This window comes from Streptomyces sp. NRRL S-37, assembly GCF_000721605.1.
GTDB lineage: Bacteria > Actinomycetota > Actinomycetes > Streptomycetales > Streptomycetaceae > Streptomyces.
In genome coordinates, this window is sequence record NZ_JOIZ01000003.1 from 126,269 (window position 1) to 146,359 (window position 20,091).

At 73.2% G+C, this 20,091-nt stretch carries 15 protein-coding genes; 10 read left to right on the forward strand and 5 right to left on the reverse strand.

The window, feature by feature from the left end:
* Positions 1-24: 24 nt before the first annotated feature.
* A complete protein-coding gene (locus IH50_RS0104745) occupies positions 25-1,350 on the reverse strand; it encodes a cation:proton antiporter (RefSeq protein ID WP_030857534.1) in 1,326 nt (441 codons plus the stop codon).
* Between the two features lie 914 nt (positions 1,351-2,264).
* Between IH50_RS0104745 and IH50_RS0104750 the strand changes: the two genes are divergently transcribed.
* The 3 genes from IH50_RS0104750 (at position 2,265) to argF (ending at position 6,342) form a co-directional block, all read left to right on the forward strand.
* On the forward strand, positions 2,265-3,947 hold the full coding sequence (locus tag IH50_RS0104750) for an HEXXH motif domain-containing protein (RefSeq protein ID WP_030857536.1): 1,683 nt from the start codon (positions 2,265-2,267) through the stop codon (positions 3,945-3,947).
* 30 nt (positions 3,948-3,977) lie between these two features.
* Positions 3,978-5,201 (forward strand): arginine deiminase, encoded by a 1,224-nt coding sequence (locus IH50_RS0104755; RefSeq protein WP_030857538.1) that lies wholly within the window; start codon positions 3,978-3,980, stop codon positions 5,199-5,201.
* A gap of 133 nt (positions 5,202-5,334) precedes the next feature.
* The gene (argF, locus tag IH50_RS0104760; protein WP_030857540.1) at positions 5,335-6,342 is read left to right on the forward strand and encodes an ornithine carbamoyltransferase; all 1,008 of its coding nucleotides are present in this window, start codon (positions 5,335-5,337) and stop codon (positions 6,340-6,342) included.
* Positions 6,343-6,364: 22 nt separating this feature from the next.
* On the opposite strand, the gene IH50_RS0104765 is transcribed toward argF, so the two are convergent.
* On the reverse strand, positions 6,365-6,811 hold the full coding sequence (locus tag IH50_RS0104765) for an ATP-binding protein (RefSeq protein WP_030857542.1): 447 nt from the start codon (positions 6,809-6,811) through the stop codon (positions 6,365-6,367).
* A 197-nt stretch (positions 6,812-7,008) separates the two neighbouring features.
* Here IH50_RS0104765 and IH50_RS0104770 point away from each other — a divergent pair, with 197 nt between their 5' ends.
* Both IH50_RS0104770 and IH50_RS0104775 read left to right on the forward strand, forming a co-directional pair.
* Complete coding sequence (locus IH50_RS0104770) at positions 7,009-7,836, forward strand: enoyl-CoA hydratase family protein (RefSeq protein WP_030857545.1); 828 nt, start codon at positions 7,009-7,011, stop codon at positions 7,834-7,836.
* A 4-nt stretch (positions 7,837-7,840) separates the two neighbouring features.
* Positions 7,841-10,258, forward strand: a complete 2,418-nt coding sequence (locus IH50_RS0104775) for a bifunctional salicylyl-CoA 5-hydroxylase/oxidoreductase (protein WP_078913848.1) — start codon at positions 7,841-7,843, stop codon at positions 10,256-10,258.
* A 104-nt stretch (positions 10,259-10,362) separates the two neighbouring features.
* On the opposite strand, the gene IH50_RS0104780 is transcribed toward IH50_RS0104775, so the two are convergent.
* The gene (locus IH50_RS0104780) at positions 10,363-11,184 is read right to left on the reverse strand and encodes a PaaX family transcriptional regulator C-terminal domain-containing protein (RefSeq protein WP_030857554.1); all 822 of its coding nucleotides are present in this window, start codon (positions 11,182-11,184) and stop codon (positions 10,363-10,365) included.
* Between the two features lie 35 nt (positions 11,185-11,219).
* Positions 11,220-12,830, reverse strand: coding sequence for an AMP-binding protein (locus tag IH50_RS0104785; protein WP_030857556.1), 1,611 nt, complete (start codon positions 12,828-12,830; stop codon positions 11,220-11,222).
* Positions 12,831-12,947: 117 nt separating this feature from the next.
* On the opposite strand from IH50_RS0104785, the gene IH50_RS0104790 reads away from it, so the two are divergent.
* From IH50_RS0104790 to IH50_RS0104805, 4 genes are all read left to right on the forward strand, one after another.
* Positions 12,948-14,297, forward strand: coding sequence for an acyl-CoA dehydrogenase family protein (locus IH50_RS0104790; protein ID WP_030857559.1), 1,350 nt, complete (start codon positions 12,948-12,950; stop codon positions 14,295-14,297).
* Complete coding sequence (locus tag IH50_RS0104795) at positions 14,294-14,692, forward strand: RidA family protein (RefSeq protein ID WP_030857561.1); 399 nt, start codon at positions 14,294-14,296, stop codon at positions 14,690-14,692. The genes IH50_RS0104790 and IH50_RS0104795 overlap by 4 nt, the downstream gene beginning before the upstream one ends.
* A 229-nt stretch (positions 14,693-14,921) precedes the next feature.
* The gene (locus IH50_RS41540) at positions 14,922-15,752 is read left to right on the forward strand and encodes an aminoglycoside phosphotransferase (protein ID WP_158801163.1); all 831 of its coding nucleotides are present in this window, start codon (positions 14,922-14,924) and stop codon (positions 15,750-15,752) included.
* Between the two features lie 366 nt (positions 15,753-16,118).
* Positions 16,119-16,562, forward strand: coding sequence for a DUF6299 family protein (locus IH50_RS0104805; protein WP_030857570.1), 444 nt, complete (start codon positions 16,119-16,121; stop codon positions 16,560-16,562).
* Between the two features lie 15 nt (positions 16,563-16,577).
* On the opposite strand, the gene IH50_RS0104810 is transcribed toward IH50_RS0104805, so the two are convergent.
* Positions 16,578-17,636, reverse strand: a complete 1,059-nt coding sequence (locus IH50_RS0104810; protein WP_030857572.1) for a PucR family transcriptional regulator — start codon at positions 17,634-17,636, stop codon at positions 16,578-16,580.
* 387 nt (positions 17,637-18,023) lie between these two features.
* On the opposite strand from IH50_RS0104810, the gene IH50_RS0104815 reads away from it, so the two are divergent.
* Complete coding sequence (locus tag IH50_RS0104815; RefSeq protein WP_030857574.1) at positions 18,024-20,069, forward strand: SPFH domain-containing protein; 2,046 nt, start codon at positions 18,024-18,026, stop codon at positions 20,067-20,069.
* Positions 20,070-20,091 lie beyond the last annotated feature (22 nt).

Here is a 20,091-nt window from a genome sequence, read left to right on the forward strand (position 1 = left end):
CGCGATCGCCGCCCCGGCCCGGTGTCAGCCCAGGTCTGCCGCCGGAGCGGTGCGTGTGTCGTCCCGCTCGGAGGGCGGGGGCGGCAGGTCGGCCGGGTCGTCGGTCCGCCCCCGCGGATGCCGTTCGGCCAGGCGGCGGGTCAGGTGCAGGAGCGGCTGGGTGAAGAGTGTGGTGGCCAGGGCCATGAACACCAGGATGCTGTAGAGCCGGTCGCTCAGCAGGCCCGCGTGCAGGCCCGCGTCGAGGGCGATCAGCTCGGTGAGACCGCGGGCACTCATCAGGATGCCCACGGTGTACGCGTCGTGCCGGTCCAGGCCGCCCAGCCGGGCCGCCGCCGCACCGCTGCCGATCTTGGTCACCGCGGCCAGTGCGGTCACCACCAGCACGGCGACCCATCCCGTGGCCCCCATGCCGTTCAGCACGACGGCCTGACCCGAGATCACGAAGAAGAACGGGAGCAGCAGCGAGCTGACGTCGTGCAGGGGCCGCAGCAGATCGGGGTCGAGCCGGTCGTCCGGCTCCCGGGGGGTCACCACGCCCGCCAGCAGCGCACCGAAGATCACATGCAGCCCCAGGGAGTGCGTCACCCAGGCCGACCCGAGGGCGAAGCCGATGAGCAGCGCCATCCGCAGCGAGGGCTCCATGCGCGTCCGCCACAGCAGCCGGCGCAGCACCGGCCGGGCTGCGAGGAGCATCCCGGTGAGGAAACCGGCCGCGATCGCCACCCGCCACGGCCACCCGAGCGTGTGGTCGCCGCCGTTCTCCAGCAACGCCCCGGCCAGTACCGTCCAGCAGACCACGTCGAGCAGGCCGGCGGCCGAGACCGCCACCACGCCGGGCACCGTCCGGGCCAGTCCGTTCTCCCGCACTATGGCCGTCAGTACGGGTACGGCCGTGACCGACAGGGCGATCCCGGCGAACACCACGGTCGACGGAGACGGATCGCGTGGCATGCCGAGGGCCCGGAGACGGTCCCAGAACAGCAACGCGCACCCGCCGCCCACCAGCATCGGCACCAGGAACGAGGCCAGCGCCACCGTCACCGCGGTACGCGCCCGGTCGCCCAGCAGCTTCAGGTCCAGTTCGTAGCCCACCGCGAACAGGAACACCACCAGGGCGAACTGTGCGAAGCCGGTCAGGGCCGTATCGATCTCCTCAGGGAACAGCGTCTCGTACGCGTCGGGTACCGCACTGCCGAGGAGGGAGGGGCCGAGCGCTATCCCCGCCGTCAGCTGGCCGACGATGTACGGCTGCCCCAGCTTTCGTGCAGCCCAGCCCGCCGCGTGCGCGGCCACCAGGATCAGGGCCGAGGCCCCCACGAAGTGCGCGATCAGCGCGTCAGGGCTCATGTGTCCCCCTGTGGTCCGGTCGTTCAGCCGGCCGAGCGGCCGCCGATGAGTCGTCGCACGCTTGCGCGAAGTCAACTTCCTCAGGATAGAGGTGATCTGACAGGGCATCGGGTGTTGTACACACGCTTGACCCGAGTCACAGGAGGCACACCGGTAGCGGTCGTGCCCGGCCATGGGACCAGGGTGCATTCGTCCGCCGCATGTGCTGCCGTGCGCCGTCGGTGCGCCCTCGGGTTCGGCGGTCGCGGGTACCGCACTCCCGGGCCGCTGATCCGGAGGGGCTGTTTCCGGCCGTACGGGCGCGTCTCGCGGCCCACAGGGAAGCGAGCCGTTCTCCGCGGTACCCGCGATCCGGCGGTCCCGCCCCGTGCGGACCGGGACGCCGCCTCGGGCCGGCCGACGCCGCCGGGGGCTCTCACGTCCCGGGAATCCGCCTCGTCACAGGCTGACGTGCGCCACGGCGAGGTCGGCTTCGAACGCTCCTCCCCGTCGGCCTCCGAGTAGGGGCAGGGGGACCGATTCCCTTCGCCGTCCGCACAGTTGATGATGATCGGGTGGCGTGATCGTACGGTTTTCGATGCGGTCTTGAATGGTCATGATGAATCCAAGGACACGGGGCATCGAGTGCCACCGTGCGAGAAGGGGGACGCACCTTGCATCAGCCGGCCGCTCAGCGCAACGCCGAAACCGCAGCACGGGAGTCGGACCTGGCGGATCTTGCGGCACTGCCCCTGACCGCCTTGGACGGCCTCGCTCCCCTCGCCCCCGGCACCCGTCTTCTCGTAGAGGTTCTCCGGTCCCGCGGCAGCATCCGGGGCGGCGGCGAGCCAGGCCGGGCCGAGTAGAGCCGCCCGCCGTGCCGGGAGCGCCCCACCGGGTTCCCGCATGCCCGCCCACCGACCGGAGGCCCGGTAATGAACAGCGAGCAGCGCCCCAGCCCGTTCCGCATGCCCGCCCCCCTCTTCGCGGAACTCGCCGCCGGCGGCCACTCCGCCGAAGCCGTCGCCTTCCTCGAACAGGGCGAGCGCGCCCGCCGGTTGCTGCTGCTGCGCACCCTGCTCAAGCAGCTCTGGGACCTGCCCACCCCCCTCACCCCGGTCGCGGAGGCCTGGCGGGTCTTCAAGGAGGCGGCGGAGCGGGCGCCCGAGCCGGTCGAGCGGCTGCTGCTCGCCCCGACGACCGGCGCCTGGATCGCACACATGCTGCGCAGGGTGTACGGCACCGCGACCGGGCCTCAGCTGTGGGCGGAGGCGGCCCGGCTGAACACCCTCGCGGTGGTCGCCTCGCTGCACGCCGGCACGGAGACGTCCCTGCGCGTCCCGCTGGACGACGGCGCGCTGCACCTGCCGGGCCTGGGACTGGTCCGGCTGGCAGACGGGGCGGCTGGTCTGTCGGCGGGCCGGGCGAGTACCCGCGCCGGTGTGCTGACCCTCAGCGGGCCGGGGCCCGACGGCAGACGACGGAGCCTGACCCGCCGCCCCGCCCCCGTGCCGGTCACCGGGGCGCCGCCCGTCGACGACCCCCACTGGCTTCCCCTCCGTACTCTCGCCGTCGGCCCCGTCGCCGTACCCCTGGAGGACCTGGATCCCTACCGTGACCTCGACGACCCCGTGCCGCCCGCCCGGCTGGACGCCGACGAGGCCCTGGCCTGGCAGCGGCTGTTCGACGAGGCCGCCGTGATCCTCGCGGCCGGGAAGGGGACGGGACCCGGGCGGCTCGACCCCGCCGTGATCCGGGCCGTCGTCCCCTGGGCCCGCACCGGCCTGCTGCCCCCGCCGCCGCCCGACGTCCGCGTCTCCGCGTCCAGCGGCGACTCCTACGGCGCGATGGTCATCGCCCGCCCCTCTTCGCCGCTCGCCCTGGCCGAGGCGCTGGTCCACGAGTTCCAGCACAGCAAGCTCGCCGCGCTGTTCCACCTCTTCCCGCTGCTGCGCGACGACCGCGCGGAGCGCTACTACGCTCCCTGGCGCCCCGACCCGCGCCACCTCACCGGTCTGCTGCACGGCGCCTACGCCTTCACCGGCGTCGCCGGGTTCTGGCGGGACCGGCTGTCCGACCCGGAGCACGCCGAGACGGCCGCCTACCACTTCGCGCTGCGCCGGACGCAGAGCAGGCTCGTCGTGCGCACCCTCCTCACCAGCGGACGCCTCACCGAGACCGGGCACGCCCTGGTCACCGGTCTCGCCCGGAGCCTGGACGGCTGGCTGCGCGAGCCCGTGCCCCCGGCCGCCCTGACCCGCGCCCGCACCGCCGCCGCCCTGCACCGCACCGAGTGGCGCCTGCGCAACGTCGCCCCGGCCGCACCGTCCGAGCGGCCGGACGGTCCCCTCCGCCTCCGCCCCGGCCGCGCCCTCTGGCCCGACGTCCGCACCCACGCCTTCGCCCTCCCGCCCGCCGACCCCCGCACCCCCGACGAACACCTCGCCGCCGGCGACGCCGCCGCCGCGCTCGCCGGGTACGACGACGGCCTGGCCCGTGATCCCGGTGACCCGCACCTCCTCGCCGGGTGGATCGTCGCCCGGGCCGGACTGGAGCGCGGGCCCGGAGCGCGGCGGCTGCTGGCCCGGCCCGAGTCGATGACCCGGAGGCAGGGGTGAACACGCGCCCGGAGGGTCAGGATGAAAGGCATGACCTACCACGTCGACTCCGAGGCCGGGCGGCTGCGCCGCGTCATCCTGCACCGGCCCGATCTCGAGCTCAAAAGGCTCACCCCCAGCAACAAGGACGCCCTGCTCTTCGACGACGTGCTCTGGGTGCGCCGGGCGCGCGCCGAGCACGACGGGTTCGCCGACGTCCTGCGCGACCGGGGCGTCACCGTCCACCTCTTCGGTGACCTGCTCGCCGAGACGCTGGACCTCCCGGCGGCCCGCGCGCTCGTCCTGGACCGCGTCTTCGACGAGAAGGAGTACGGCCCGCTGGCCACCGACCACCTGCGGGCCGCGTTCGAGACGCTCCCGGCGCCCGGGCTGGCCGAGGTGCTGATCGGCGGGATGACCAAGCGGGAGTTCCTGGACGCCCACCCGGAGCCGACCTCCGTGCGCTTCCACGCCATGGAGCTCGACGACTTCCTGCTCGGCCCGCTGCCCAACCACCTCTTCACCCGCGACACCTCCGCCTGGATCTACGACGGTGTCGCCATCAACGCGATGCGCTGGCCGGCCCGGCAGCGCGAGACCGTGCACTTCGAGGCGATCTACCGGCACCATCCGCTGTTCCGCGCGGAGCCCTTCCACGTCTGGTCCGAAGGACAGGCCGACTACCCGTCCACCATCGAGGGCGGGGACGTGCTGGTCATCGGCAACGGCGCGGTGCTGATCGGGATGAGCGAGCGGACCACCCCGCAGGCGGTGGAGATGCTCGCGCACAAGCTGTTCGCGGCGGGCTCCGCCGCGACCATCGTCGCGCTCGACATGCCGAAGCGGCGCGCCTTCATGCACCTCGACACCGTGATGACGATGGTCGACGGCGACACCTTCACCCAGTACGCGGGCCTCGGCATGCTCCGCTCGTACACCATCGAGCCGGGCGCGGGGGACAAGGAGCTGAAGGTCACCGACCATCCGCCGGAGCACATGCACCGCGCGATCGCCGCCGCCCTCGGGCTCAGCGAGATCCGGGTGCTGACCGCCACCCAGGACGTGCACGCCGCCGAACGCGAGCAGTGGGACGACGGCTGCAACGTTCTGGCCGTCGAACCGGGCGTCGTCGTCGCCTACGAGCGGAACGCCACCACCAACACGCACCTGCGCAAGCAGGGCATCGAGGTGATAGAGATCCCCGGCAGCGAGCTGGGCCGGGGCAGGGGCGGGCCGCGCTGCATGAGCTGTCCCGTCCAGCGGGACGCGGTGTGAGACACCGCACGGGGGCGAGCCGCGCGGGAACGAGAACCGTACGTGAGCGAGCCGTACGGAAACAGGTCGTATAGAAATACCAAACCTCGTATACACTTCCAAGCGTTCGTGTCCCCCATCCCTGGAGCGCCCCATGGCGACTGTCCCGACCGCCCTCGCCGGCCGCCACTTCCTCAAGGAGCTGGACTTCACCGCGCCGGAGTTCCTCGGCCTGCTGGAGCTGGCCGCCGAACTGAAGGCCGCCAAGCGGGCCGGGGCCGAGCACCGGTACCTGCGGGGCAGGAACATCGCGCTGGTCTTCGAGAAGACCTCGACGCGTACGCGCTGCGCGTTCGAGGTCGCGGCCGCCGACCAGGGCGCCTCGACGACGTACCTCGACCCGTCCGGCTCGCAGATCGGCCACAAGGAGTCCGTGAAGGACACCGCGCGGGTGCTGGGCCGGATGTTCGACGGCATCGAGTACCGGGGGGACAGCCAGGCCAAGGTGGAGGAGCTCGCGGCGTACGCGGGGGTGCCCGTCTACAACGGGCTCACCGACGACTGGCACCCCACCCAGATGCTCGCCGACGTGCTCACCATGACCGAGCACAGCCCCAAGCCGCTCACCGGCATCGCCTTCGCCTACCTCGGCGACGCCCGCTTCAACATGGGCAACTCCTACCTCGTCACCGCGGCCCTGCTGGGCATGGACGTACGCATCGTCGCCCCGAAGGCCTACTGGCCCGCCCAGGAGATCGTCGACCGGGCGCGGGAGCTGGCCGCGTCGAGCGGGGCGCGTATCGCGCTCACCGAGGACGTCGCCGAGGGCGTCGCGGGCACCGATTTCGTCGCCACGGACGTCTGGGTCTCCATGGGGGAGCCCAAGGACGTCTGGGACGAGCGGATCAAGGCCCTCGCCCCGTACGCGGTGACCATGGACGTCCTGCGCGCCACCGGCAACCCGGACGTCAGGTTCCTGCACTGCCTGCCCGCCTTCCACGACCTCGGCACCAAGGTCGGCCAGGAGATCTTCGAGACCCACGGCCTCACCTCCCTGGAGGTGACCGACGAGGTCTTCGAGTCGGCGCACTCGGTCGTCTTCGACGAGGCGGAGAACCGCATGCACACGATCAAGGCCGTCCTGGTCGCGACCCTCGCCTGAGCCCCCGAACCCCGCGTCCCGCTCAGAGCGGGCGCCGCTGACCCGGCAGCCGGAACCACACCGCCTTGCCGGACTCGGTGGGGCGGTGCCCGCAGGACGAGCTGAGGGCGCGGATCAGCAGCAGCCCCCGCCCGTGCTCCTGCCAGGGATCGGGCAGGCCGAGGGGGGTCGGGCGGGTGAGGTCGCCGGGCGGCTCCGGGTCGGCGTCGTGCACCTCGACCTGGCAGCCGGCCGGCAGCAGCCGCACCACCAGCTCTATCGGGCCGCTCCCCGAGGTGTGCTCCACGGCGTTCGCCACCAGCTCCGCGGTCAGCAGCTCCGCCGTGTCGCAGTCGGCGGAGTGCTCCCGCTCGGCCAGCGCCGTACGGACCAGCGCACGCGCCACCGGCACCGCCGCGGTGGTGTGCGGCAGCGCGACGCGCCAGGAGGTGGAGGCGAGGGGAGATTCGTGCACAGCGAGTCCGTTCATGGAGCGGGCGCTCCTGCTTTCAGCCGCCCATGGTACGGCGCACCCGCTACGGCCCTTCGAGGGGGCGGGCCCCACCGCGCGCACGACGGCGCCCGAACGGCGTATCGCGCGCACGTGACGACAGTCACCAATGGGTGATAAATTCATGAGGCAGAGCTCACTGAGCAGCGCAGTGCCCGTCCTAGGAGGCCGCCCTCATGAGTCCCTTCACCGGCTCCGCCGCCCGCACCGCCCGCTGGGAGCATCTGCGCGTCGATATCGCCGACGGTGTCGCCACCGTCACCCTCGCCCGCCCCGACAAGCTCAACGCGCTCACCTTCGGCGCCTACGCCGACCTGCGCGACCTGCTCGCCGAGCTGTCCCGGGAGCGGGCGGTGCGCGCCCTGGTGCTGGCCGGCGAGGGGCGCGGCTTCTGCTCCGGCGGCGACGTCGACGAGATCATCGGCGCCACCCTCTCGATGGACACCGCCCAGCTCCTCGACTTCAACCGGATGACCGGCCAGGTGGTGCGGGCGGTACGGGAGTGCCCGTTCCCGGTGATCGCCGCGGTGCACGGAGTGGCGGCGGGCGCCGGCGCGGTCCTCGCCCTGGCCGCCGACTTCAGGGTCGCCGACCCCAGTGCCCGCTTCGCCTTCCTCTTCACCCGGGTCGGCCTGTCGGGCGGCGACATGGGCGCGGCCTACCTGCTGCCGAGGGTCGTCGGCCTGGGCCACGCCACCCGGCTGCTGATGCTGGGCGACACGGTGCGCGCACCGGAGGCCGAACGCATCGGCCTGATCAGCGCACTCGCCGACGAGGGCGGCGCGGACGAGGCCGCCCGGACCCTGGCCCGCCGCCTGGCCGACGGCCCGGCCCTGGCCCACGCCCAGACCAAGGCCCTCCTGACCGCCGAACTGGACATGCCCCTGTCGGCATCGATCGAACTGGACGCCTCGACCCAGGCCCTGCTCATGAACGGCGAGGACTACGCGGAGTTCCACGCGGCCTTCACGGAGAAGCGCCCGCCGAAGTGGCAAGGGAGGTAGAGGGATGCGCTCGACCTCCCCAGGGACGCGGGGCTGCTCCGGATCCGCGGCCACCGCCGCAGGGGCGCGGGGCTGCTCCGGATCCGCGGCCACCGCCGCAGGGGCGCGGCCGGCCACGACGGCGCCGTACCCGCCCCACGAGAACAACCACCCCCTTCGGGTGGCGATCATCGGCGGAGGCCCCGGCGGCCTCTACACCGCCGCGCTGCTCAAACGCCTCGCCCCCGACCGCCAGGTCACCGTGTGGGAGCGCAACGCTCCCGAGGACACCTTCGGCTTCGGTGTCGTCCTCTCGGACGAGACCCTCGGCGGCATCGAACACGCCGACCCGGAGGTCTACGGAGCCCTCCAGCGGGCCTTCGTCCACTGGGACACCATCGACATCGTCCACCGGAACACCCTCCAGACCTCCGGCGGACACCGTTTCGCCGCCCTGGGAAGGCACCGCCTCCTGGAGATCCTGCACGACCGCTGCCGCTCCCTCGGGGTCGATCTGCGCTTCCGGACCGAGGCCCCCGCCCCCGCCCGGCTGGCGGAGACGTACGACCTGGTCGTGGCCGCCGACGGAGTCCACAGCACCACCCGCGAGACCTTCGCGGACGTGTTCCGACCCCGCGTCACCGAGCACCGTTGCCGCTACATCTGGCTGGCCGCCGACTTCGCCTTCGACGCCTTCCGCTTCGAGATCGCCGAGACCGAGCACGGCGTGATGCAGCTTCACGGCTACCCCTACTCCACCGACGCCTCCACCGTGATCGTCGAGATGCGCGACGAGGTCTGGCGTGCCGCCGGATTCGACGAGACGGACGGGACGGAGTCCGTCGGACGCTGCGCCAAGATATTCTCCGACGCGCTCGGCGGACGCCCCCTGAAGTCCGGCAACTCCACGTGGACCACCTTCCGCACGGTCGTCAACGACCGCTGGTCGCACGGCAACATCGTGCTCCTCGGGGACGCCGCCCACACCGCGCACTTCTCCATCGGCTCCGGCACCAAGCTCGCCGTCGAGGACGCGCTGGCACTCGCCGCCTGTCTGGACGAACAACCCTCTCTGCAAGTCGCGTTGACCGCGTACGAGACGGAACGCCGACCGGTCGTCGCCTCCACCCAGCGCGCCGCCCGCGCCAGCCTGGAGTGGTTCGAGGACCTGCCCCTCCACCTCGGCCAGCCACCCCGCCGGTTCGCCTTCAGCCTGCTCACCCGCAGCCGCCGCGTCACCCACGACAACCTGCGGCTGCGCGACGCCCGCTTCACCGGGTCCGTGGAGCGCGAGTTCGGCTGCCCGCCTGGCGCGCCCCCGATGTTCACCCCGTTCCGGATGCGCGGACTGACCCTGCGCAACCGGGTCGTCGTCTCGCCCATGGACATGTACTCGGCGGCCGACGGCGTCCCCGGCGACTTCCACCTCGTGCACCTCGGCGCCCGCGCGCTGGGCGGGGCCGGACTGGTGATGACCGAGATGGTGTGCGTCAGCCCCGAGGGGCGCATCACGCCCGGCTGCACCGGCCTCTACACCGGCAGACAGGCCGAGGCATGGCGGCGGATCACCGACTTCGTGCACACGCGGGCACCCGGCACCGCGATCGGCGTGCAGCTCGGCCACAGTGGCCGCAAGGGCTCGACCAAGCCGATGTGGGAGGGCATGGACGAGCCGCTCGACGACGGCAACTGGCCCCTCGTCGCCGCCTCGCCCCTGCCGTACCGGCCGGGCGGCCGGGTGCCCCGCGAACTGTCCCGGGCCCAGCTCACCGACCTGCGGGAACAGTTCACGGCCGCCGCCGTGCGGGCCGCGCGGGCCGGTTTCGACCTGCTGGAACTGCACTGCGCCCACGGCTACCTGCTCTCCGGCTTCCTCTCCCCGCTCACCAACCACCGCACCGACGCCTACGGCGGCTCACCGGAGAAACGGCTCCGCTTCCCGCTGGAGGTGTTCGACGCGGTGCGCGCGGTGTGGCCCGGGGACCGGCCGATGACCGTCCGGATCTCCGCCACCGACTGGGCGGAGGGCGGCACCACGGCCGACGACGCGGTCGCGATCGCCCGCGCCTTCGCCGCGCACGGCGCCGACGCGATCGACGTGTCGACCGGGCAGGTCGTGGCCGACGAGACACCGGAGTTCGGGCGCTCGTACCAGACCCCGTTCGCCGACCGGATCCGGCACGAGGCGGGCGTCCCGGTGATCGCGGTCGGCGCGATCTCGTCCTGGGACGACGTCAACTCCCTGATCCTGGCCGGGCGTACGGACCTGTGCGCCCTGGGCCGCCCCCACCTCTACGACCCCCACTGGACGCTCCACGCGGCGGCCGAGCAGGGCTACGAGGGCCCGGGCGCGGTCTGGCCGACGCCGTACCTGGCGGGCAGCAGGCGGCCCCGGACCGGCCGCACGGACGCGCCCAAACCCCGGCTCGGCCTCGGGAGCTGAACCCCGGACGTCACGAGCCCCGCCCGTCCTGCGACGCGCCGGAGGCCGGGCGAGGAAGGGGAGAGGACGGGGCGAACGAGCCGAGGACCGGCCGGGCGGGGCCGCTACACGCCGGCGAACACCGCCCCCGCGTCCCGCAGCCGCTCGTGCAGGGAACGGAAGACGGCCGCCGAGCGGATGCCCGGCCAGTCGGCGGGGAGCAGGGCGGCGGGCAGGCCGGGGTCGGTGTAGGGGAGGTGGCGCCAGGAGTCCAGGGCGAGGAGGTAGTCGCGGTAGGCGTCCTCGGGCGGGGTGTCCGCGCGCCGCTCCCAGGCGCGCAGCACGCGCGCGTGCCGGTCCAGGAACGCCTCGTGCCGCTCGGCGATCCCGGCCAGGTCCCACCAGCGGGCCACGGCCTCCGCGGTGGGCGCGAAGCCCAGGTGCTCGCCGCGGAAGAAGTCGACGTAGGTGTCGAGGCGCAGGCGCTCCAGGGTGTGCCTGGTCTCCTCGTACAGCCGCGCGGGGGCGATCCACACGCCGGGGGCCGCCGTGCCGAAGCCGAGGCCGGACAGCCGGGAGCGCAGCACGTGCCGCTTCTGCCGCTCGGACTCCGGTACGGAGAACACGGCGAGGACCCAGCCCTCGTCCTCCGGTGGATCGGTGGCGTACACGCGCCGGTCGCCGTCGTCGAGCAATTGACGTGCCTCGGGCGAGAGTTCGTATCCGGCCGCGCCCTGCGCGGTGCGCGCCGGGAGGAGCAGGCCGCGCCGTTTGAGCCGGGACACCGAGGAGCGGACGGACGGGGCGTCCACGCCGACCGCGGCCAGCAGCCGGATCAGCTCGGCGACGGGCACCGGGCCCGGCACCGAGCGGCCGTACGCGCCGTAGAGCGTGACGATGAGGGATCTCGGAGCGTGGGGGACTTGCTGGTCGGACACGTTGATCATCTTAAGTCGTATGCGGATGACGGGATTCCCCGGCATCACGCACGGCCGTCCCCCGTCCCGGTGCGAGCGCGCAGCCGGAACCGCTGGAGCTTGCCGGTGGCCGTGCGGGGCAGGGCGTCCAGGAACACGATCTCCCGCGGGCACTTGTACGGCGCGAGCTCGGACTTCACGAAGGCGCGCAGCGCCTCGGCGTCGCGTTCCGCGCCCTCCTTCAGGACCGTGTACGCCACCACGACCTGGCCGCGCGCCTCGTCCGGCCGCCCGACCACCGCCGCCTCGACCACGTCCGGGTGGCGCAGCAGGGCGTCCTCGACCTCGGGGCCGGCGACGTTGTACCCGGCCGAGATGATCATGTCGTCGGCGCGGGCGACGTACCGGAAGTAGCCGTCGGGGTCGCGGACATAGGTGTCACCGGTGATGTTCCACCCGCCGCGCACGTACTCCCGCTGGCGCGGGTCGGCGAGGTAGCGGCAGCCGACGGGGCCGCGCACCGCGAGCAGTCCCGGCTCCCCGTCGGGCACGGGTGTGCCGTCGGCGTCCTGCACGCGCGCCTGCCAGCCGGGGACCGGAACTCCCGTCGTCCCGGGGCGGATCGCCCCGTCGGCGGCGGAGACGAAGATGTGCAGCAGTTCGGTGGCGCCGATGCCGTTGATGATCCGCAGCCCGGTGCGCTCGTGCCAGGCCCGCCAGGTGGCGGCGGGCAGGTTCTCGCCCGCCGAGACGCAGCGGCGCAGCGACGAGACGTCGTGGCCGTCGAGTCCGGCGAGCATCGCGCGGTAGGCGGTGGGCGCGGTGAACAGCACCGACACCCGGTGCTCGGCGATCGCGGGCAACAACTGGCCGGGGTGCGCCTGTTCGAGGAGCAGTGCGCTCGCCCCGGCCCGCAGCGGGAACACCACCAGGCCGCCGAGGCCGAAGGTGAAGCCCAGCGGGGGACTGCCGGCGAACACGTCGTCCGCGACCGGCTTCAGCACGTGCCGGGAGAAGGTGTCCGCGATCGCCAGCACGTCCCGGTGGACGTGCGTGCAGCCCTTGGGGCGTCCGGTGGTGCCGGAGGTGAAGGCGATCAGCGCCACGTCGTCGGCCGCGGTCGGCACGGCCTCGTACGGCGTCGTGGGCGCCGGGCGGTGCAGCAGGTCGCCGGGGGAGTCGCCGCCGTAGGTGGTGAGGGAGAGGTCCGGGATCTCCGCCTTGACCAGGTCGTCGACGGACCTGACGTCGCACAGGGCGTGGCGCACCTCGGCGATCTCGCAGATGGTGCTCAGCTCGTGCGGGCGCTGCTGGGCCAGCACGGTGACGGCGATCCCGCCCGCCTTCAGCACCGCGAGCCAGCAGGCGGCCAGCCACGGTGTGGTGGGGCCGCGCAGCAGCACCCGGTTGCCGGGGACGATTCCGAGGTCGCCGGTGAGGAGGTGCGCGAGCCGGTCCACGCGGGCGCGCAGCTCGCCGTACGTCCAGGTCGTGCCGTCGGGGGTGCGGAACACCGGGCGGCCGTCGGGCGGGCCGTGCAGCAGTGCGGCGGCGCAGTTCAGCCGGTCGGGGTAGTGCAGCTCCGGCAGGTCGAAGCGGAGCTCGGGCCACTGGCCGGGTGGCGGGAGGTGGTCGCGGGCGAAGGTGTCGACGTGCGCGGTGGCCCGTGGATTCATGACGGTTCGCCCCCTTGGCGTGGTGGGCTCGCATCAGGAGCGTATCGTGTTGGTGACGGCAGTCAACGGTCCGCGATAACCTCGGGAGTGGCCCGGCGGCGAGGGAAGGGACCGGCGATGACCGCATTCTCGCTCGAACCGGAACGACTCGCCTGGTGCGCGGAGCTGCGCGCCCTGGCCGCGGAACGCCTGCGGCCACTCGCCGAGAAGGGTGAACCCGGCCGGGTCAACCGTCCCCTCCTCGCCGAACTCGGCACCCTCGGCCTGCTGTCCCGCCTGTTCACCTCCGGCGCCCTCGATCTGTGCCTGATGCGCGAGTCCCTGGTCCACGCCTGCACCGAGGCGGAGACCGCCCTGGCCCTCCAGGGCCTCGGCGCCCACCCCGTCCACACCCACGGCACCCCCGCCCAGCGCGCCCGCTGGCTCCCCCGAGTGGCCGACGGCACCGCGGTGGCGGCCTTCGCCCTGAGCGAGCCGGACGCGGGCTCGGACGCGGCGTCCCTGTCCCTCACGGCGGAGCCGTCCGCCGCGACCGGCCCGGCAGCGCCGACCGGAAGGGCCGCGCCACCGCCCGCCCCGGCGCAGGGCCCGCACGGCGGTGCGCCGGACGCCCGGTTCACGGGCCGGGGCGAGGCGGCCGGACCGGTTGCGGGCCGCCGGGTGGGGGGTGAGCGCGGTGGGGCACCCGGCGCCGGGCCACGCCCGGCGGCGGGCCCGGTTCCGCCGGTTCTCGCCGTCCGGCCCGACGGGCCGGACGGCTGGCGGCTCACCGGGGAGAAGTGCTGGATCTCCAACGCCCCCGACGCCGACTTCTACACCGTCTTCGCCCGCACCACCCCCGGCGCCGGCGCACGCGGTGTGACCGCCTTCCTGGTCCCCGCCGACCGCCCGGGCCTCACCGGCAGTCGCCTCGACATGCTCTCTCCGCACCCCATCGGCGCCCTCCGCTTCGACGCCGTACCGGTGACCGCCGACGACGTGCTCGGCGAGGTCGACCGGGGGTTCCGGGTCGCCATGGACACCCTCAACCTGTTCCGCCCCAGCGTCGGCGCCTTCGCGGTCGGCATGGCCCAGGCCGCCCTGGACGCCACCCTCGCCCACACCGCCCGGCGGGACGCGTTCGGCGGCAAGCTGAAGGACCTCCAGGCCGTCGCCCACCAGGTCGCCGAGATGGCGCTGCGCACGGAGTCCGCCCGGCTCATGGTGTACGCGGCGGCGACGGCGTACGACGCGGGCGCCGACGGCGTCCCCGGGCGCGCCGCGATGGCGAAGCTGCTGGCCACCGAGACCGCGCAGTACGTCGTCGACCGGGCCGTCCAACTGCACGGGGCCCGCGCCCTGCGACGCGGGCACCTGCTCGAACACCTCTACCGCGAGGTCCGCGCACCCCGCGTCTACGAGGGGGCGAGCGAAGTGCAACGGGGCATCATCGCCAAGGAGCTGTACGGGAACCTGGAGGACCGGTGACCGCCGAGCGCGTCAACCCGCCCGAGCTCTCCCCGCCGGCCGGCTTCTCGCACGCCGTCGTCGCCACCGGCTCCCGGCTGGTGTTCCTGGCCGGCCAGACCGCCCTCGACGCCGACGGCGAGGTGGTCGGCGACACCCTGCCCGAACAGTTCACGCGGGCCCTCGCCAACCTCCTCACCGCCCTGCGCGCGGTCGGCGGCGCCCCCGCCGACCTGGCCCGCGTCACCGTCTACGCCACCGACGTGGCCGCGTACCGCGCCCACGCCCGCGAACTCGGCCGTATCTGGCGGGAGCTGGCCGGCCGGGACTACCCGGCGATGGCGGTCGTCGGGGTGGTCCGCCTGTGGGACGAACAGGCCCTGGTGGAACTCGACGGCTTCGCCCTGCTGCCCTGAGAGGGCGGCCGGACCGGCTCGGGCGGCGACCGCGAGCCGGTCGGCGGGGACCCGGTGCGGGGCGTCCCCGGCCGTCGGGGAGCAGCTCACCGGTGTCGTCGAGGACGATCGCACCGTCGCGCAGCGGGCTCCTTCTCCGCGCTTCACCCGAAGGGACGGGGCGGAGACGCCGGCAGGTCTCCTGAAACGCGGGTGCGTGAGGCGGTGCCGGTCCGGAAGGATGCACGGTGTGACTCCCGCGACCGACACAGCCCTGCCGCCGCCGTCCGTTCTGAAGGCGTTCCGGCTCGCCGGACGGCCTGAGCCGCTGGAAGGAGGCCAGGGGCAGAGTGTCCGAGTGGGCGATGTCGTGCTGAAGCCGGCCGGTGACGGTTCGGACGTGGAGTGGACCGCGAGGCTGATGGACGGTCTGCAGGACCGGGGGGACTTCCGTGTCCCGCGATTTCTGCGCTCGGTGAGCGGCGGTTTCGTCGTCGAGGGATGGGCGGCGACCCGGTTCCTGACGGGCGAGCCGGGGCCGGCCGGCAGATGGGATGCCCTGGTGGCCGCGGGGAGAGCCTTCCACGAGGCTCTGCGGGACGAGCCGCGCTCTGATCGGCTGGACGTGCACCGGCATCCGTGGGCGGTGGCTGATCGAGTTGCCTGGGGCGAGGCGACCGTGGAAGTAGCAGCGCCGATCCACCGGTCGGTCACCCGACTGCAGGCGCTCCGCGAACCCGTGGACGCTCGTTCTCAGCTCATTCACGGAGACCTGACGGGAAACGTCCTCTTCGCCCCCGGCCAGGCCCCCGCGATCATCGACTTCTCGCCGTACTGGCGACCGGTCGCCTACGCGGATGCGATCGTGGTGGTCGACGGCCTGCTCCATCACGGGGCCGGACCTCACCTGGTGGACTCGGTGGTCCCCGGAGCCGAGGGCGCTCAGATGCTTCTGCGGGCGCTGGTCTTCCGCCTGGTCGCACGGGGCGTACTGGCCGGACGCGGCGGTGCGCCGACCGAGGACGAGTTGATCGGGTTCGCCCGCGTGTCCCGGTTCGTCGAAGAGCGAATCGGCGGGTAGCACGGGTCGGACTCCTGTCGCATCGGGACGAGGGCACGGGATCCCGAGGCCGGCGTCTCCGACAGCGATGCCTCCTCGGAGCGGAGCCCGACGTGATGCGGCGTCCGGAACGTCGCACCGTCACGGGCGGCGGGTCCGTGCTTCCGCGCGGCCGCGATCCGCCACCTCATGAAGTCGAACAACCCGTTCACCCGCTCCGGCGCCGGAACCGCCCGCCGGGAAACGTGACAGCCCCCCGGACAATCCCGGGACGGTTCCCCGACGGCCGGGGCCGACTCGCCACCGAAGGGGTGACGGTGAGCGGTCCCGGACCCCGCGCCGGGTACTGGTGGAATCCCTCATCACACCCGTTCCGGGAGGTTCCCCATGCCCGTACGTCCCGTCCTCGGCGCCGCGGCCGGTTCCGCGCTGCTGCTGCTCGGCTTCACCGCGGCGGCCCCCGCGCCCGCGGCGGCCGCCCCCGCCGCCCCCTCGGAGTCCGTGACGGTGGACCAGGAGGGCCGGATGGCCGACGGAACCGTCACCCTCTCCGGTACCTACCGCTGCCTCGGCGGCGACGGACCGGTCTTCGTCGGCTCCTCGGTCCACCGGCCCTCGTCCGACATCCACTACTCCGTCGGCGGCACCCGCGCGGTCTGCGACGGCGAGGAGCACCGCTGGGAGAACACCGGGACCGTGCCCGCGGGCGCCCTCGAGGCGGGCCGGGCCCACGTCGAGGCGACCCTCATGGAGCTGCGTCCCAGCGGCATCCTCCTGGTGCCCGTCGTCCACGCGGTCGGGCACCGGGACATCACCCTGGTCGAGGGCTGACCCGGGTCCGGCCGCTCACGGCTCGCCGGCCGGCCAGTCCAGCAGACGCGCCCCGATCACCGCCGTCTGGAGCATGTAGCGGTGGGACGCGTCCGACGGGTCGGCGCCGGTGAGCTTGCGGATGCGCTCCAGGCGGTACGTCAGCGCGCGCACGCTCAGCGAGAGCCGCCGGGCCGCCTCCGCGGCGACACAGCCGGAGTCGAAGTACGCGGTGAGCGTGTCCAGGAGGGGCCCGGCACCGCCGCGGGCCGTGGTCAGCGGTCCCAGGGTGTGGTGCACCAGGTCGGCCATGGCCTGGCGGTCACGGGCCAGTACGGGATAGACGAGCAGGTCGGCGGCGCGCAGCACCGGGTCGTCGAGCCCCATCCGCTCGGCTATCTCCAGTGCGCTCAGGGCCTCCTCGTAGGACTGGACGACACCGCCGGGACCGGACCGCGGGCGTCCGATGGCGACCTGGCCGCCGTCGGTGGCGGCGTACGCCTGCTTCGCGAAGTACGTGAGCACCTCCTCCTGGTGCCCGGGCGCGACGCACAGCAGCCGGCCGTCCTTGGTGGTGAGCAGGATGCTGCGGTCACCGAACCGGGAGATCAGGGCGCGCTCCACCTGCCGCGGCACCGGGTCGCCCTCGTCGTGGGCGACCGCGCCCCGGGCGACGGCGACCGCGTGCGCGTGGGACAGCCGCAGCCCGAAGCGCTCGGCACGCTCCGCCAGCCGACCCAGGTCGCTGCGGCCGTAGAGCAGGTCGTCGATGAACTCCCGGCGCGCCGCCTCCTCCTGACGCACCGCCATCCGCTGCGCCCGCTCGTACCCCTCGGCGAACGCGTCCACGACCTGCTGTACGGCCGCGAGCGCGCCGTCGGCCGAGTCCGCCCCGCGCGGCCACGCGCCGCGGGCGCCGGACAGATGCGCGCTGACGAGGGAGCGCAGACCGAAACCCGCCTCCGCGGCCCGTTCCCCCAGGGCCCGCCGGGAGGCGATCTCGTCGCGGGTGAGACGTCTGCCCGTGGCCGCGACCTCGGCCAGGATGCGGGCATAGTCTTCGAAATACTCCTCCGGGATCTCCCGTTCCGTCACGCGTTCCCCTTGGTTTTTGACGCTTTCCTGACGCGCCGGTTGTGTCACACCGGCATCAAGACCCTAGGGAACATTGCCGGGTTACGGCAATGCGCGAGCACACACCGGGCGGGCAGCATGGTCCGCGGGGAGCACCGCGGATGGTTCCGGTGCCGGACACCGGCAGGTGTCCGGCACCGGAATCCGGAGGGGAGCGGTGCCACCCTCCCTACGAACGTGAACGGTGAGGGGGGGAGCGGGAGGGCTTGCCGGATACGGACGGCATCCGTCCGCACCCGGCGCAGAACCGCGGCGCCGATCTAGTCGTCTCCTCCTCCACCGGACCTTCACACGCCTCACCAACGAGGCACCGCTCGACCTGTTTCCTAGCCCGGGAGGACGTGTCCCATGGATGCCGCCACCGTGGGCATCGCCGTACTCGTCGGCGTCGCCCTGCTGCTCATACTCATCGGCCTGCTCGTCGTCTCCAAGCTGTTCCGCAAGGTGGAGCAGGGCAAGGCACTGATCGTCTCCAAGACCCGCAGGGTCGACGTGACCTTCACCGGGTCGGTCGTGCTGCCGGTGCTGCACAAGGCCGAGGTGATGGACATCTCGGTGAAGACCATCGAGATCACCCGGGCCGGCAAGGAAGGCCTGATCTGCCGGGACAACATCCGCGCGGACATCCGCATCACGTTCTTCGTCAAGGTCAACAAGACCGTCGACGACGTCATCAAGGTCGCCCAGGCCGTCGGCACCGCGCGGGCCAGCGACCGGAACACGCTCCAGGAGCTGTTCCACGCGAAGTTCTCCGAGGCGCTGAAGACCGTCGGCAAGCAGCTCGACTTCACCGACCTCTACACCAAGCGCGAGGAACTGCGGTACCGGATCATCGAGGTCATCGGCGTCGACCTCAACGGCTACCACCTCGAGGACGCGGCGATCGACTACCTGGAGCAGACGCCGCTGACCCAGCTCGACCCGGGCAACGTCCTCGACGCGCAGGGCATCCGCAAGATCACCGAGCTGACGGCGGTGGAGCACGTCCGCACCAACGAGGCCCAGCGCAACGAACAGAAGGAGATCACCCGGCAGGACGTCGACGCGCGCGAGGCGATCCTGGAGCTGGAGCGCCGGCAGGCCGACGCCGAGATCAAGCAGAAGCGGGAGATCGAGACCGTACGGGCCCGCGAGGAGGCCGAGACCGCGCGGGTGGTGGAGGAGGAGCGGCTGCGGGCGCAGAGCGCCTTCCTGCGCACCGAGGAACAGCTCGGCGTGCAGCGCGAGAACCAGGCCCGTGAGGTCGCCGTCGCCGCCAAGAACCGCGAGCGGGTCATCGCCGTGGAGAGCGAGCGCGTCGAGAAGGACCGCCTCCTCGAGGTCATCGCCCGCGAGCGGGAGACCCAGCTGACCCGGATCGCCGCCGACAAGGAGGTCGAGGCGGAGAAGCGGGAGATCGCCGAGGTCGTCCGGGAGCGGGTCGCGGTGGACCGTACGGTCGCCGAGCAGGAGGAGTCCATCAAGAAGCTGCGGGCCGTGGAGGAGGCGGAGCGGCAGCGGCAGGCCGTGATCATCGCCGCGGAGGCCGAGGCGCAGGAGAAGCTGGTCAAGGACATCAAGGCCGCCGAGGCCGCCGAGCAGGCCGCCACGCACCGCGCCGCCGAGGAACTCACCCTCGCCGAGGCCCGGCTGAAGACCGCCGACCTCGACGCGCGGGCCAAGGTGCGGCTGGCCGAGGGCGTGCAGGCGGAGGCCGCCGCCGAGGGACTGGCCGTCGTCCAGGTCCGCGACAAGGAGGCCGACGTCATCGAGAAGGCGGGCCGTGCCGAGGCCGAGGCCACCCAGGCCCGGCTGCGCGCGGAGGCCGAGGGAGCGCGGGCCAAGGCCCTCGCCGACGCGGAGGCCATCGGCAGCAGGCTGCGGGCGGAAGCGGCCGGCCTCACCGAGAAGGCGGCGGCGATGGCCGCCCTCGACGAGGCGTCCCGCGGCCACGAGGAGTACCGGCTGCGGCTGGAGGCGGAGAAGGACATCCGGCTGGCCGGACTGGACGTGCAGCGGCAGGTCGCCGAGGCGCAGGCCACGGTCCTCGCCACCGGACTGGAGAACGCGGACATCAACATCGTCGGCGGCGAGTCGGTCTTCTTCGACCGGCTGGTCTCCTCGATCGCGCTCGGCAAGGGCGTGGACGGCTTCGTCAAGAACTCCGAGACCGCGCAGGCCCTCGCCGGGCCCTGGCTGGACGGCTCGGCGAGCTTCACCGACGACCTGAGCCGGATCCTGGGCTCCGTCTCCACCGCCGACGTGCAGAACCTCACGGTCTCCGCGCTGCTGATGCGGCTGATGCAGCAGGGCGGTGAGAACACCGGCCGGTTCCAGGAACTGATCGAGAAAGCCGGTGAGCTGGGCCTCTCGGACACACCGCTGGCCGTGCCGAACGGCCGCGCCGGGGCCTGACCACCCTCCGGCCGGGAGCCGC